Source organism: Brevundimonas sp. Root1423 (genome assembly GCF_001426805.1).
Genome location: NZ_LMFL01000031.1, coordinates 14,810 through 27,905 on the forward strand (window position 1 = coordinate 14,810; position 13,096 = coordinate 27,905).

A 13,096-nucleotide genomic window follows, 5' to 3' on the forward strand; every position below is an offset into this window, starting at 1 on the left:
GTGTTCAACTGTCGTTTCGCATCTGCGTAATACTTGACCGCAGCGGTAGGACTTTCTAAGTCCCGCCTGCGCGCCGACGCCTTTGCGAAGGCGCGGGTTCTAGCACAGGACCCTCGAAAAGCGCGCGATTTTTGAAGGTGCGCGATGCGTCTGTCGACCAAGGGACGATACGCCGTGATGGCGATGGCCGATCTGGCCAAGAACGGGCAGGCCGAGGGCGTGGTTCGAGCCGTGTCCCTGGCCGAGATCGCGACGCGTCAGGAGATCTCGCTGAGCTATCTGGAACAGCTGTTCGCCCGGTTGCGCAAGAGCGGCCTGGTGCAAAGCGTGCGGGGCCCCGGCGGCGGCTATCGCCTGGCCAAGGGGGCGAACGAGACCGTGGTGGCCGAGATCGTTCTGGCCGTCGACGAACCCATCCGCGCCACCCGCTGCATCGGCCAGTCGTCGCCCAAGGGCTGCATGATGGCCGGCGAGCGCTGCATCACCCACAATCTGTGGGAAGACCTCGGCGACGAAATCCACCGCTATCTGGCCGGCGTGTCGCTGGAAGACGTGGTCATGAACCGCACCGGAGCGCGGCGCCGCGCGACCGAGTCCGAAGCCCGGGCCGACATGGGGGTGGCGGCGTGAGCGGCGTCTATCTGGACTACAACGCCTCCGGCCTGGTCCGTCCCGAGGTTCAGGACGTGATGGCGCAGGCCCTGGCCGACAACGGCAACCCGTCGGCGGTGCATGCGGCCGGGCGGCGGGCGCGGGCGAGGATCGAGACGGCGCGGGCGCAGGTGGCCGAACTGGTCGGGGCCGATTCCCAATCGGTGGTGTTTTCGTCGGGCGGCACCGAATCCAACGCCCAGGCCATCATCAGCGCCATCGCGGCGGGCTGCGAGCGGCTGATCGTCGGCGCGACCGAGCATCCGTGCGTGGCCGAGGCCGCGACGGCCTCGGGCAAGCCGGTGAAGATGCTGCCGGTCGACGCGCGCGGCGTCGTGGACCTGAACAAGCTGCGCCAGCTGCTGGGTCAACCGGGCAAGGCGGTGGTGGCCATCCATCACGCCAACAACGAAAGCGGGGTGATCCAGCCGATCGTGGAAGCCGCGCGGCTGGTGCGGGCGGCGGGCGGCTGGCTGCACGTCGACGCCATCCAGTCGGCGGGCAAGATCCCGGTCGATATCCGCGAACTCAGGGCCGACAGCCTGACCCTGTCCGCGCACAAGCTGGGCGGCCCGCAGGGCGTCGGCGCCCTGGTGCTGGGCGAGGGCCGCGAGGCCGTGCGCATCCTGCACGGAGCGGGGCAGGAGCGCGGTCTGCGGGCCGGGACCGAGAATGTGCCGGGAATTGCGGGCTTTGGCGCCGCGGCGGTCTGCGCCGCGCGTGACCTGCCGACGGCGATGGCGCACGCCAGATGGCGCGACGCGGCTGAAGCCGTGGTCAAGAAGGCCGGGGCGACCATCATCGGCGAAGGGGCCGAACGCCTGCCCAACACCCTGTTCATGGCCGTGTCCGACTGGGAGAGCCCGCAGCAGCTGATCACGCTTGATCTGATGGGCCTGATGGTCTCGGCCGGCTCGGCCTGTTCGTCGGGCAAGACCAAACCCTCGCGGGCCATCCTGGCCACGGGCCGGATCGACATGGCCACGGGCGGCATCCGCATTTCCGGGGGCTGGGGCACGGTCGAGGATGACTGGAAGCGGTTCGCCGCAGCCTGGGTCGAGGCCTATGGCAAGCACCGCGAACGGTCCGCCGCCCGCGCGAAGGAAGTCGCCTGATGGCCGCCGTTCAGAAGACCATCGACGCCGTCGCCGCGCTGGAAAAGTACGAGCACGGCTTCACCTCGGACATCGACACCGAATACGCCCCGCGCGGGCTGAACGCCGACATCGTCCGCTTCATCTCCGAGAAGAAGGGCGAGCCGGCGTGGATGCTGGAATGGCGCCTGGCCGCCTATGAGCGCTGGCAGGCGATGGAGGAGCCGACCTGGTCGTCGGTGAAATACACGCCGGTCGATTACCAGGAGCTGTTCTACTACGCCGCGCCGAAGAAGAAGGACGGGCCGAAGTCGCTGGACGAGGTCGATCCCGAACTGCTGGCCGTCTACGCCAAGCTGGGCATCCCGCTGAAGGAACAGGAGGTGCTGGCGGGGGTCGAGGGCGCGCCGCGGTATGCCGTGGACGCGGTGTTCGACAGCGTCTCGGTGGTCACCACCTTCAAGGCCGAGCTGGCCAAGGTCGGGGTGATTTTCATGCCGATTTCCGAGGCCTTGCGCGAACATCCTGAGCTGGTGCGCCAATATCTGGGCTCGGTGGTGCCGGTCTCGGACAACTATTTCGCGGCGCTGAACAGCGCGGTCTTCTCCGACGGGTCGTTCGTCTACATACCGCCGGGCGTGCGCTGTCCGATGGAGCTGTCGACCTATTTCCGCATCAATGCGAGCCAGACGGGCCAGTTCGAACGCACCCTGATCATCGCCGACAAGGGYWSYTACTGCTCSTATCTGGAGGGCTGCACMGCCCCGATGCGSGACGAGAACCAGCTGCATGCGGCGGTGGTCGAGCTGGTSGCGCTGGACGACGCCGAGATCAAATATTCGACGGTGCAGAACTGGTACCCCGGCGACGCCGACGCGCTGGACGACGCCGAGATCAAATATTCGACGGTGCAGAACTGGTACCCCGGCGACGCCGAGGGCAAGGGCGGCATCTACAACTTCGTCACCAAGCGSGCGGACTGCCGSGGCGACCGGTCGAAGGTGTCGTGGACCCAGGTCGAGACCGGCAGCGCGGTGACGTGGAAATATCCGTCCTGCATCCTCAAGGGCGAGGACAGCTCGGGCGAATTCTATTCSATCGCYATCACCAACGGACATCAGCAGGCCGACACCGGCACCAAGATGATCCATCTGGGCAGGAATTCGAAGAGCAGGATCATCGCCAAGGCGGTGTCGGCCGGGAAGTCGGATTCGACCTACCGCGGCCTGGTCTCGGTGCATCCGAAGGCGACCGGCGTGCGCAACTTCACCCAGTGCGACTCCTTGCTCATCGGCAAGGACTGCGGYTCGCACACCGTSCCSTATATCGAGGCCCGCAACGGCTCGGCCCAGCTGGAGCACGAGGCGACGACGACGCGSCTGTCSGACGACCAGCTGTTCTACGCSCAGCAGCGCGGCCTGTCGCAGGAGGAGGCGGTGGCCCTGCTGGTCAACGGCTTCGTCCGCGACGTGATGCAGAAGCTGCCGATGGAGTTCGCCGTCGAGGCGCAGAAGCTGGTKGCGATCAGTCTGGAAGGGAGCGTGGGGTGAGCGCGCGACAATCTCTTCTCAGCTTGCGTATTCGGCACGCATCGATGGCGGCGGAACTGATCGAAGAGGCCGTCGGGCAAGCCGCGAAGGTCAAGTGGACGGCCGGCGACGCGCGCGTCGCGCCGAACGGGCGTTCTATCGGTGGCGCGCGCGACGAAACCTACTGCGCCTTCGACGTCCCTGAGGCCGGAACCCTGGCTTTGAACGCCGCGATCATCGCCTTGGGTAATCGACTGGAGAGTCGATCCGCCGCTTTGACGGCGTTGGCGGTGCAGGGCGCCGACATAGAACTCTACGCCACGGCTGATGAAGCGAAGCGCGGCGAAATGATCGAGGCGGCGACGATTGCCGCCCTCGCCCGGCTGAACGCTGGGCTCGCTATCGATTGGTACAAGTGATGCTCTCTATCCAGAATCTCCACGTCTCCGTCGGCGACAAGCCGATCCTCAAGGGGCTGACGCTCGCCGTCCCGGCGGGCGAGGTGCACGCCATCATGGGGCCGAACGGGGCCGGCAAGTCGACGCTGGGCTACGCCGTGGCCGGACGGCCCGGCTATGAGGCGACCGAAGGCGCCGTCAGCTGGAAGGGCGAGGATCTCCTGGCCCTGGAGCCCGCCGAGCGCGCGGCCAAGGGCGTGTTCCTGTCGTTCCAGTATCCGATCGAGATCCCCGGCGTCCCGGCCCTGACCTTCGTGCGCACGGCGCTGAACGCCCAGAAGCGGGCGCGGGGCGAGGACGAGGTCTCGGCGCCCGCCTTCCTGAAGATGGTCAAGGCGGCGTCGGCGGCGCTGAAGATGGATTTCGACATGCTGAAGCGGCCGCTCAACGTCGGCTTCTCGGGCGGCGAGAAGAAGCGGATGGAGATCCTGCAGATGGCCCTGCTGGAGCCGTCGCTGCTGATCCTCGACGAGACGGATTCGGGCCTCGACATCGACGCCCTGCGCATCGTGGCCGAGGGGGTCAACGCCCTGCGCAGCCCCGACCGCGCCATGCTGGTGATCACCCACTATCAGCGGCTGCTCGACTACATCAAACCGGACCGGGTGCATGTGCTGGCCGCCGGCCGGATCGTGGCCTCCGGGGGACCGGAACTGGCGCATCAGCTGGAAGCCGAGGGCTACGACAAATATGCGCTGGAGGCGGCGTGAACGCCCTTCCGCTGATCGACCTGAAGGACGCCTCCAGCTTCCCCTCGCGCCGCGTCGAGGCGTGGAAATATTCGGACCTGCGCCGTCATCTGCGCGAGGCGCCCGCGCCCTCGCCGTCGGCGGCCGTGCCGGTAACCGGCGGCGGGCCGTTCGAGGCGCTCGGCGGCGAGGCCATGGTGTTCATCAACGGCCGGGCCGTGGGGGCGAGCGCCCTGATGGTCTCCGGCCAGCAGACGGTGCGCCTGCGCTTCATTTCGAAGGCCAACGGCACGGGCCACGCCCTGACGGCGCGTCTCTCGGTGCGGGCCGGGGCGAAGCTGCTGCTGCTGGAGACGCATGAGGGCCACGGCTCGGCCTATGTCGCGCACAACCGGCTGGAGCTGGACGTGGCGCGGGGCGCCGAGGTGACACGGGTGGTTCTGGCCGACGAGCCGGCGGATGCGGTCTCGATCACCCAGGCGCAGGTGCGGGTCGAGGCGGGCGGCTTCTATCGCCAGACCATCCTGACGGGCGGCGCGAAGCTGCAGCGTCAGGAGACGCAGCTGACTCACCGCGCCCGGGGCGCGGATGTGCAGCTGGACAGCGTCTATCTGCTGTCGGGCGACCGGCAGACGGACCTGACGACGGTAGTCGATCACGTGGCCCCCAACGGCGTCACCAGCCAGCTGACCAAGGGCGTGGTGCGCGACACGGCGCGCGGCGTCTTCCAGGGCAAGATCGTGGTCGAACGCGGAGCCGACGGCACGGATGCGCGGATGGGCCACCATGCCCTGATCCTGGGCGAGCGGGCCGAGGTGGACGCCAAGCCGGAGCTGGAAATCTACGCCGACGACGTGCAGTGCGCGCACGGAAACACGGTCGGGAATCTGGACGAGAGCGCCCTGTTCTACATGCAGCAGCGCGGCATTCCGGCCGACGAGGCGCGGGCATTGCTGACCGAGGCCTTCCTGATCGAGGTGGTCGACCGGATCGAGCACGAGGGCGCGAGAGAGGTAGCGAGGGCATGGCTGACGGATCGCCTGTGACCACCTTCGACCCCTACGCGGTTCGCGCGCAGTTCCCGATCCTGTCGCGGCAGGTGAACGGGAAGCCGCTGGTCTATCTGGACTCGGCCGCCTCGGCGCAGAAGCCGCGGGCGGTGATCGACGCCATGACGGCGGCGATGGAGGGCAGCTACGCCAACGTCCATCGCGGCCTGCATACCCTGGCCAATGAGACGACCGAGGCCTTCGAGGCGGCGCGCGACGGCGTGGCGCGGTTCGTCAATGCAGAGGCGGCTTCGAACATCGTCTGGACCAAGGGCGGGACCGAGGCGATCAACCTCGTGGCGGCCGGCATCGGCCAGTCGATCCAGCCGGGCGACGAGATCATCGTCAGCCAGATGGAGCACCACTCCAACATCGTGCCCTGGCATCTGCTGCGCGAGCGGCGCGGGGCGGTGCTGAAGTGGATCCCGGTGCTGGACGACGGCTCGCTGGACATGGCGGCCTATGCGGAATTGCTGGGGCCGAGGACCAGGGTCGTCGCGGTGACCCACATGTCCAATGTGCTGGGCACGATCAATCCGGTGCAGACCATCACGGAGATGGCGCACGCAGTCGGGGCGCGGGTGCTGATCGACGGCTGCCAGGGCGCGGTGCATGCGGCGCCTGACGTTCAGGCCATCGGCTGCGACTTCTACGCCTTCACCGGCCACAAGCTGTTCGGCCCGACGGGCATTGGCTGCCTGTATGGAACGGCGGAGGCGCTGGAGGCCCTGCCGCCGTATCAGGGCGGCGGCGAGATGATCGAGACGGTGACGATGGACCGCGTCACCTATGCGAAACCGCCGCATCGGTTCGAGGCGGGGACCCCGCCGATCCTCGAGGCCATCGGCCTGGGCACGGCCATCGACTGGCTGTCGCGCTTCGACAAGGGCGCGGTGGCGGCCCATGAGCGCGCCGTTTACGAGCACGCGCGCCAGCGGCTGGAAGGCGTGAACTGGCTGCGCGTGGTCGGCGAGGCGGAAGGGAAGGGGGCGATCCTGACTTTCACTGTCGACGGCGCCCACGCCCATGATATCGCCCAGGTGATGGACCGCTATGGCGTCGCCGTRCGCGCCGGCCTGCAYTGCGCCGAGCCKCTGGCGGAKCGTTTCRGCCTGACGTCGAGCGTTCGGGCCAGCTTCGCCCTATATAATACGACAGAGGACGYCGACGCCTTCGCCGACGCCCTGATCAAGGCCCGWGAGTTCTTCGCATGAGCGACCCGACNTTCGGGCCAGCTTCGCCCTATTTCGGGCCAGCTTCGCCCTATATAATACGACAGAGGACGYCGACGCCTTCGCCGACGCCCTGATCAAGGCCCGWGAGTTCTTCGCATGAGCGACCCGACGACCCCGATTTCTGACAGCGCGGCCTTCGCCGAAGCCTGGGACGCGCCGCAGAAGAGCGCCTTGGCCCAGGGCGAGATCGACCGGATGACGGACGACATCATCGAGGCRCTGAAGTCGGTGTTCGAYCCGGAAATCCCGGTCGACATCTATGAGCTGGGGCTGATCTACAAGGTCGACCTGTCTGACGACCGCGACGTGCTGGTCGAGATGACCCTGACAGCCCCGGGCTGCCCGGTGGCGGGGGAGATGCCGATCTGGGTCGAGGAGGCGGTGAAGAAGGTCGAGGGCGTGCGGTCGGCGCGCGCCGAGCTGACGTTCGATCCCCCGTGGGACGCCTCGAAGATGAGCGACGAGGCCAAGCTGGCCCTGAACATGTTCTGATGGACCGATCGATGACCGAGCTTCAGACCACGACCCGTCCCCGCCGTCCGCGCCCCGCTGTCGTCACCCTGACCGACGCGGCGGCCGAGCGGGTGCGCGCGCTGACAGAGGCTGGCGGGCACAAGGCGCTGCGCGTCGGTCTGAAGAATGCCGGATGCGCGGGCCAGGAATATACCTTCGCCTTGGCTGACGAGATCGGCCCGCTGGACGAGGTTGTGACCGACAAGGGTGCGACCATCATCGTGGACACCAAGGCGATCCTGTTCCTGATCGGGTCGGAGATCGACTACGAGACCACGAAACTAGCCTCGAAATTCGTGTTCAGGAACCCGAACCAGACGGATGCGTGCGGCTGTGGCGAGAGCGTCACCATAATTCCCGCCAAGGCGCCGGAAGCCGACTGATGATCCGGCTTGAAGGGGTTACGAAGCGCTTCCGGAGCGCGGCGGGCGAGCGCGTGGCGCTGGACGCGGTCGATCTGACGGTCGCGCCGGGGCAGGTGTTCGGCGTGGTCGGGCGGTCGGGCGCCGGAAAATCAACATTGATTCGCACCATCAACCTGCTGGAACGCCCCGACGCCGGGCGGGTGACGGTGGACGGACGGGAGATGACCGCCCTGAACCCGGCCGAGCTGCGCGCGGCGCGGCGGCGGATCGGGATGATTTTCCAGCATTTCAACCTGTTGAACGCGAAGACGATCGCGGAGAACGTGGCCTTCCCACTTCAGCTTGAGGGCCGGCCGGCGGCCGAGGTTGACCGGCGCGTGGTCGATCTGCTGGAGCAGCTGGGCCTGTCAGAGCACGCGCGGAAACATCCCGCGCAGTTGTCGGGCGGGCAGAAGCAGCGGGTCGGCATTGCCAGGGCCTTGGCCTGCGAGCCGGGCGTGCTGCTGTGCGACGAGGCGACCAGCGCGCTGGATCCCGAGACGACGGACGAAATCCTGACCCTGCTGGATCAGCTGAATCGGGAGCTCGGCCTGACCATTGTGCTCATCACCCACCAGATGGAGGTGGTGCGCCGCGTCTGCGACCGGGTGGCCGTGCTGAAGGACGGGCGGGTGGTGGAGGAGGGGGCGACGGCCGACGTCTTCCTGCATCCGCAGCACGCCGCGACCCGCGCAATGCTGGCCGAGGGCGAGGACGGGTTCGAGACCGCCGACGTGCCGCCGGGCGGACGGCTGGCCAAGCTGACCTTCCGGGGCGGCTCGACCTATGAGCCCGAACTGAGCCGCGTCGCGCGGTCGGTGGGCGTGGACTATTCGATCCTGTCGGGACGGATCAGCCGTATCCGCGGCGAGCCCTACGGCCAGCTTGTCGTGGCCTTCACGGGCGGCGATGCGGAGGCCGCAGTGGCCCAGCTGACCGCACGTGGCGTTCGGGTGGAGGCCGCCTGATGGAAGCCTTCTTCGCCAACATCGACTGGCCCGAGATCGCCCGGGCGACGCGCGACACCCTGCTGATGCTCGGCGGCTCGATGGCCCTGACCGTGCTGTTCGGCATCCCTCTGGGGGTTCTGCTCTACCTGTCGGGCAAGGGGCGGCTGGCGGCCAATCCGGTGCTGAACGCCGTGCTGTCGCTGATCGTCAACATCCTGCGCTCGGTGCCCTTCATCATCCTGCTGATCGTCATGCTGCCGGTGACGGTGCTGCTGGTCGGGACGTCGCTGGGCGTGGCCGGCGCCATTCCGCCGCTGGTCGTGGGCGCCGCGCCCTTCTATGCGCGCCTGGTCGAGACGGCCCTGCGCGAGGTCGACAAGGGGGTGGTCGAGGCGACCCAGGCCATGGGCGGCACGACCTGGCAGATCGTGACCCGCGCCCTGCTGCCAGAGGCCATGCCCGGCATCCTCGCCGGGGCGACCGTGACCGCCATCGCCCTGGTGTCCTACACCGCCATGGCCGGCGTCGTCGGCGCGGGCGGGCTGGGGGACCTGGCCATCCGCTTCGGCTACCAGCGGTTCCAGACCGATGTCATGGTGGTCACCGTCGTCCTTCTGCTGCTGCTGGTGCAGCTTCTCCAGATGCTGGGCGACCGACTGGTCGCCTCCGTTTCCCACCGCTGATCGCTCCCCCGAAAGGCCCGCCCATGATCCGCCGCTCGCTCCTGTCCCTCGCCGCCGCCTCGCTGGTGCTCGCCGCCTGCGGGCAGGGGGGCCCGAAGAAGGCGGACGCCGATGCGCCGCTGATCGTCGGCGCCACGGCCGTGCCGCACGCGGAGATCCTGGAGCACATCAAGCCGCTGCTGGCCGCCGAAGGACTGCAGATCGAGATCAAGGTGTTCAATGACTACGTCCAGCCCAACACCCAGCTGATGGAGCGCCGGCTGGACGTGAACTATTTCCAGACCAAGCCCTACCTGGACGAGTTCAACGCCTCGCGCGGGGCCGATCTGGTGACCGTCGCCGGCGTGCACGTCGAGCCGCTGGGCGCCTATTCGCGCCGCTTCCGGTCTCTGGACCAGTTGCCGAACGGGGCCGAGGTGGCGGTGCCGAACGACGCCTCCTCGATCGGGCGCTCGCTGATCCTGCTGCAGAAGGCGGGTCTGATCCGGCTCAAGGACCCGGCCAACCCGCTGCAGACCCTGCGCGACATCGCCGACAACCCCCGCAATCTGCGCTTCCGCGAGCTGGAATCGGCGACCCTGCCGCGCGTGCTGGACCAGGTCGACATGGCGGTGATCAACACCAACTACGCGCTGGACGCAGGGCTCAAGCCGAAGACGGACGCCCTGGCCCTGGAGGGCGCGGACAGCCCCTATGTGAACTATCTGGTGGCGCGGCCCGACAACCGGACCGATCCGCGCATCGCGGCGCTGGCGGCCATGCTGCGCAGCCAGGCCGTCAAGGACTTCATCGCCGCCCGATACGACGGCGCGGTCATCCCGGCGGCCTGACGGATGGCCTATGATCCGGACTTTGGCGAGTGGGTGCGCGAGCATTTCGCCGGCTTGGGCCCGATCGAGATCAAGCGGATGTTCGGCGGAGCCGCCGTCTATTCCCACGCCCTGATCTTCGCCCTGCTGGACGACGGAATCGTCTGGCTGAAGGCCGATGAGGTCAATGCGCCGCTTCTCGAGGCCGCGGGGGCTCGGCAGTTCACCTATCCGACCAAGGACGGGAAGCGGATGGCGATGGCCTACTGGTCGCTGCCGGAGAGCGCGCTGGACGATGCGGACGAGGCCGTCGACTGGGCCCGGCAATCGATCGACGCCGCCCTGCGGAAGGCTGCGGCCAGGAAGCCGCGCAAGCCCAAACCTAAGTCGTAGCCGCCGCCAGCTTCGCCGCCCTGGCCACCTCATCGGGCGCGGGCACCTGGACCGCCGGCGCAGCGGGCCGGCCGGTCGCCTCGGCGATCAGTTCCGCGGTCCTGCCTTCGACGGCGGCTTCAAGCCGGGCGAGGAAGTCGTCCTTGTCCAATCCCGTCGGGATGGGCTCGAGGAACTCCAGCGTCGCCGTCCCCGGGGTCTTGCGGAATTGCTCCTGCGGCCAGAACAGGCCGAGGTTGGTGGCCAGGGGAACGACCGGCATGTCGAAGTCGCGGTACATGTGCCAGACGCCCGATCGGTAGCGGAACTTCTCTCCCACCTTCGCCAGATTGCCCTCGGGATAGATCAATATCCTGCGGCCCGCGGCGTGGGCGTCGGCCGAGCGGTGCTTCAGCGCCTCGCGGGCTTCGCGGCCGCCGCAGTTGTTGACGACGATGGCCCCCAGCTTGCGCAGCACCGTGCCCAGCAGGGGGAATTTCTCCAGATGGTCGCCGGTGACGAAGGCGAGGTCGTCGAACTGGTCGTAGGTCGCGAAGCCGTCGCCCCAACTCTGGTGCTTGGAGGCGATGATGAAGGCCCCCGTCGGAAGACGCTCGCGGCCGCGCACCTGCAGGCGGATGCCGGCCAGCAGCCGCATGGCCTGGACCATGCGCTTCACATAGCGGCGGATGATCCAGCTGGTGGCGCCGCGACCGGGGGCCAGGGCGGCGAAGGCCGCGGCCGAGGCGTAGACGATCGACAGGAGCCAGTAGGCGATGTTGAAGGCGAGACTGCGCATCCGGCGACTATGGCGCGAATTGCCCGGGGAGGAAGGGCTCAGGCGGCCCTGGGCGGGCGTTCGGCGGAGGAGACCCGGTTGCGGCCGCCGCGCTTGGACGCATAGAGGGCGGCGTCGGCGCGCTCGAGGAAGGCCGAGGCGGTTTCGCCCCGCCGCCGGACCGCGAACCCGGCCGACACGGTCACGGCGCCCAGGTCGTCGTTCGTGGAGCGGCGGCGCAGCGCCCGCGAGGCGATCTCGGTGCGCATCCTCTCCAGAGCGACCTCGACCATGGCCACGCTCTCATAGGGGAAGATGAGGGCGAACTCCTCGCCGCCGTAGCGGGCGGCGAACCGGGGATTGGCGGCGACGCGGGCCAGGACGCTGGCGACATAGCGCAGGACCTGGTCGCCGGTCTGGTGGCCCCAGGTGTCGTTGAAACGCTTGAAGTGATCGATGTCGATCACGGCCAGGGTCAGGGCGGCGCCCTCGGTCTCGGCGTGATCGCAGGCGGCGGCCAGCTGCTCGTCGAAGGCCTTGCGGTTGGCCAGATCGGTCAGGGCGTCGGTCATGGCGTCGCGGCGCACCAATTCCAGGTGGTGGCGCAGGCGGATGATCTCCTGGGTGGAGACCTCCAGCTTCTTCTCGAGCGACTCGGTCTCATGCTGGGCCTGGCGAGTGGCGCTCGTCAGGCCGGAGACGATGGTCTGGAGGCCGTCCCCGTCAGCGGCGGCCTCGATGCTGGTGGCGGCCTGGTCCAGGGTCTGGCCATAGGCGGCCTGGGACCGGTGCGCCTCGGCGATGACGCTGGAGACGCTGGACAGTTCGCGGTCCAGCACCAGGCCGGCGTCGCGGATCTGCTCGGTCAGGCGGCCGCGGGGCAGGTGTTCCGCCGCCAGACCCTCGGTGACGGCCTCGGTGAAGGGCTCGCCCGCCGCGGTCATGCGCTGGATTTCCACGGCGAGGACGCTCTCGGGTTCGCCGAGCGCGTGGGTCCAGAGTTCGAAATTCAGCGGCGTGGGCCAGACGCGGGCGGCTTCCATCGCGTCGACGACCTTGCGCGCCAGCCCGTAGGCTTGCGGACTGCGCAGGGTGGTTTCGACCTTGGCCGTCATTCGCGATTCCCCAGACTCAAGCCCCCGCGGCGATCCTGCGCCGTGAAGCTAGGCCGGGGGTTCGTAACGTCGGGTTAAACCGCCGCCCGGTCCGGGCCCGGACGAGGCGTCAGGCCTTGATCGAGACGGGCCGGCGCAGGAAGGCGGGCACGTCGCCCTCGCCGAACGGACGGCCGTTCGAGCGTTCCGGCTGAGCGTCGGCGCGGTCGCCGCGACGGTCGGACTGACGCAGGTGGGTTTCCTGCACCGGACGGTCCGCCGCCGGGCTTGCCGGCGTCGGAGCGGCGGCGGCGACGGGCGCGTTTTCGGTGGGTTTGCGCTCGGGCGCAGCGGCGGCGGTCTCGACAGCCGAAGCCGCCGGTCTGGCGCTGCGGCGGCTGCGCGAGCGACGGGCGGCCGGCGCGGGCGCAGCGGATTCGGCGGCGGGTTCGACGGCAGCCTCGACCGCCGCGACGGCTTCAACCGGAGTGGACGGTTCGGCCTGGACGACGGGAGCGGCGTCCGCCCTCGGCTCGCCGCGAGCCCCGCGGCCGCGGCCACGGGCGGGCTTTTCGGCGCGGTCGCCATCACGGGCCGCTGGCGGGGCCTTGCCGGGGGCGAAGTCGAGGCCGTCCAGMACCAGTTCYTSSGGGTCCATCTTGATCAGCTTCAGGACCTTGTCGAGCGAGCGGTCATCCGCCGGCGTCACGATCATGAAGGTCTGRCCCAGCTTGCCCGCGCGGCCSGTGCGGCCGATGCGGTGGACGTAGTCGTCGGCGTGGTGCGAC

General features: G+C 68.7%; 15 protein-coding genes and 1 pseudogene. 13 read left to right on the forward strand and 3 right to left on the reverse strand.

The features are described from left to right. The first annotated feature begins 144 nt into the window (after positions 1-144). From ASD25_RS18025 to ASD25_RS18085, 13 genes are all read left to right on the forward strand, one after another. A complete protein-coding gene (locus ASD25_RS18025; RefSeq protein ID WP_055829209.1) occupies positions 145-630 on the forward strand; it encodes an Rrf2 family transcriptional regulator in 486 nt (161 codons plus the stop codon). Continuing rightward, on the forward strand, positions 627-1,766 hold the full coding sequence (locus ASD25_RS18030; protein WP_055829212.1) for a cysteine desulfurase family protein: 1,140 nt from the start codon (positions 627-629) through the stop codon (positions 1,764-1,766). Before ASD25_RS18025 ends, ASD25_RS18030 begins: the two co-directional genes overlap by 4 nt. Continuing rightward, positions 1,766-3,295, forward strand: a complete 1,530-nt coding sequence (locus ASD25_RS18035; protein ID WP_056619320.1) for a Fe-S cluster assembly protein SufB — start codon at positions 1,766-1,768, stop codon at positions 3,293-3,295. Before ASD25_RS18030 ends, ASD25_RS18035 begins: the two co-directional genes overlap by 1 nt. A gap of 44 nt (positions 3,296-3,339) precedes the next feature. Then, the gene (locus ASD25_RS18040; protein ID WP_055829217.1) at positions 3,340-3,693 is read left to right on the forward strand and encodes a hypothetical protein; all 354 of its coding nucleotides are present in this window, start codon (positions 3,340-3,342) and stop codon (positions 3,691-3,693) included. Next, positions 3,693-4,442: a Fe-S cluster assembly ATPase SufC gene (gene sufC / locus ASD25_RS18045; protein ID WP_055829219.1), complete on the forward strand. Its 750-nt coding sequence runs from the start codon at positions 3,693-3,695 to the stop codon at positions 4,440-4,442. Before ASD25_RS18040 ends, sufC begins: the two co-directional genes overlap by 1 nt. After that, on the forward strand, positions 4,439-5,467 hold the full coding sequence (gene sufD, locus ASD25_RS18050; protein ID WP_055829226.1) for a Fe-S cluster assembly protein SufD: 1,029 nt from the start codon (positions 4,439-4,441) through the stop codon (positions 5,465-5,467). Before sufC ends, sufD begins: the two co-directional genes overlap by 4 nt. After that, positions 5,446-6,684, forward strand: a complete 1,239-nt coding sequence (locus ASD25_RS18055) for an aminotransferase class V-fold PLP-dependent enzyme (RefSeq protein ID WP_056619323.1) — start codon at positions 5,446-5,448, stop codon at positions 6,682-6,684. The genes sufD and ASD25_RS18055 overlap by 22 nt, the downstream gene beginning before the upstream one ends. A gap of 117 nt (positions 6,685-6,801) precedes the next feature. Beyond that, entirely contained in the window at positions 6,802-7,197 is a 396-nt protein-coding gene (locus ASD25_RS18060) for an SUF system Fe-S cluster assembly protein (protein WP_055829231.1), read from the forward strand. 11 nt (positions 7,198-7,208) lie between these two features. Next, positions 7,209-7,601 carry an iron-sulfur cluster assembly accessory protein gene (locus ASD25_RS18065; RefSeq protein WP_055829753.1) on the forward strand — a complete coding sequence of 131 codons (393 nt, stop codon included), beginning with the start codon at positions 7,209-7,211 and terminating at the stop codon, positions 7,599-7,601. Continuing rightward, positions 7,601-8,590, forward strand: a complete 990-nt coding sequence (locus tag ASD25_RS18070; protein WP_055829234.1) for a methionine ABC transporter ATP-binding protein — start codon at positions 7,601-7,603, stop codon at positions 8,588-8,590. Before ASD25_RS18065 ends, ASD25_RS18070 begins: the two co-directional genes overlap by 1 nt. After that, complete coding sequence (locus ASD25_RS18075; protein ID WP_055829237.1) at positions 8,590-9,255, forward strand: methionine ABC transporter permease; 666 nt, start codon at positions 8,590-8,592, stop codon at positions 9,253-9,255. The genes ASD25_RS18070 and ASD25_RS18075 overlap by 1 nt, the downstream gene beginning before the upstream one ends. A gap of 23 nt (positions 9,256-9,278) precedes the next feature. After that, the gene (locus ASD25_RS18080; RefSeq protein WP_055829239.1) at positions 9,279-10,085 is read left to right on the forward strand and encodes a MetQ/NlpA family ABC transporter substrate-binding protein; all 807 of its coding nucleotides are present in this window, start codon (positions 9,279-9,281) and stop codon (positions 10,083-10,085) included. Between the two features lie 3 nt (positions 10,086-10,088). Continuing rightward, entirely contained in the window at positions 10,089-10,457 is a 369-nt protein-coding gene (locus ASD25_RS18085; RefSeq protein WP_055829242.1) for a TfoX/Sxy family protein, read from the forward strand. Here the strand turns inward: ASD25_RS18085 and ASD25_RS18090 are convergent. The 3 genes and pseudogenes from ASD25_RS18090 to ASD25_RS31040 form a co-directional block, all read right to left on the reverse strand. Continuing rightward, positions 10,447-11,235: a 1-acyl-sn-glycerol-3-phosphate acyltransferase gene (locus tag ASD25_RS18090; protein WP_055829245.1), complete on the reverse strand. Its 789-nt coding sequence runs from the start codon at positions 11,233-11,235 to the stop codon at positions 10,447-10,449. The two genes, ASD25_RS18085 and ASD25_RS18090, sit on opposite strands and share 11 nt — an antisense overlap. A 38-nt stretch (positions 11,236-11,273) precedes the next feature. Next, a complete protein-coding gene (locus tag ASD25_RS18095; RefSeq protein WP_055829248.1) occupies positions 11,274-12,329 on the reverse strand; it encodes a diguanylate cyclase in 1,056 nt (351 codons plus the stop codon). Positions 12,330-12,438: 109 nt separating this feature from the next. Beyond that, positions 12,439-13,096, reverse strand: a pseudogene (locus tag ASD25_RS31040) (RNA helicase); the annotation flags it as partial.

What these genes read in the sequence shown, in the direction of transcription:
- ASD25_RS18080 (WP_055829239.1), top strand. Translation starts at nt 9,279, where the DNA reads ATGATCCGCCGCTCGCTCCTGTCCCTCGCCGCCGCCTCGCTGGTGCTC.
- ASD25_RS18075 (WP_055829237.1), top strand. Translation starts at nt 8,590, where the DNA reads ATGGAAGCCTTCTTCGCCAACATCGACTGGCCCGAGATCGCCCGGGCG.
- ASD25_RS18085 (WP_055829242.1), top strand. Translation starts at nt 10,089, where the DNA reads ATGGCCTATGATCCGGACTTTGGCGAGTGGGTGCGCGAGCATTTCGCC.
- ASD25_RS18095 (WP_055829248.1), bottom strand. Translation starts at nt 12,329, where the DNA reads ATGACGGCCAAGGTCGAAACCACCCTGCGCAGTCCGCAAGCCTACGGG.
- ASD25_RS18070 (WP_055829234.1), top strand. Translation starts at nt 7,601, where the DNA reads ATGATCCGGCTTGAAGGGGTTACGAAGCGCTTCCGGAGCGCGGCGGGC.
- ASD25_RS18090 (WP_055829245.1), bottom strand. Translation starts at nt 11,235, where the DNA reads ATGCGCAGTCTCGCCTTCAACATCGCCTACTGGCTCCTGTCGATCGTC.
- ASD25_RS18040 (WP_055829217.1), top strand. Translation starts at nt 3,340, where the DNA reads ATGGCGGCGGAACTGATCGAAGAGGCCGTCGGGCAAGCCGCGAAGGTC.
- ASD25_RS18025 (WP_055829209.1), top strand. Translation starts at nt 145, where the DNA reads ATGCGTCTGTCGACCAAGGGACGATACGCCGTGATGGCGATGGCCGAT.
- ASD25_RS18065 (WP_055829753.1), top strand. Translation starts at nt 7,209, where the DNA reads ATGACCGAGCTTCAGACCACGACCCGTCCCCGCCGTCCGCGCCCCGCT.
- sufC (WP_055829219.1), top strand. Translation starts at nt 3,693, where the DNA reads ATGCTCTCTATCCAGAATCTCCACGTCTCCGTCGGCGACAAGCCGATC.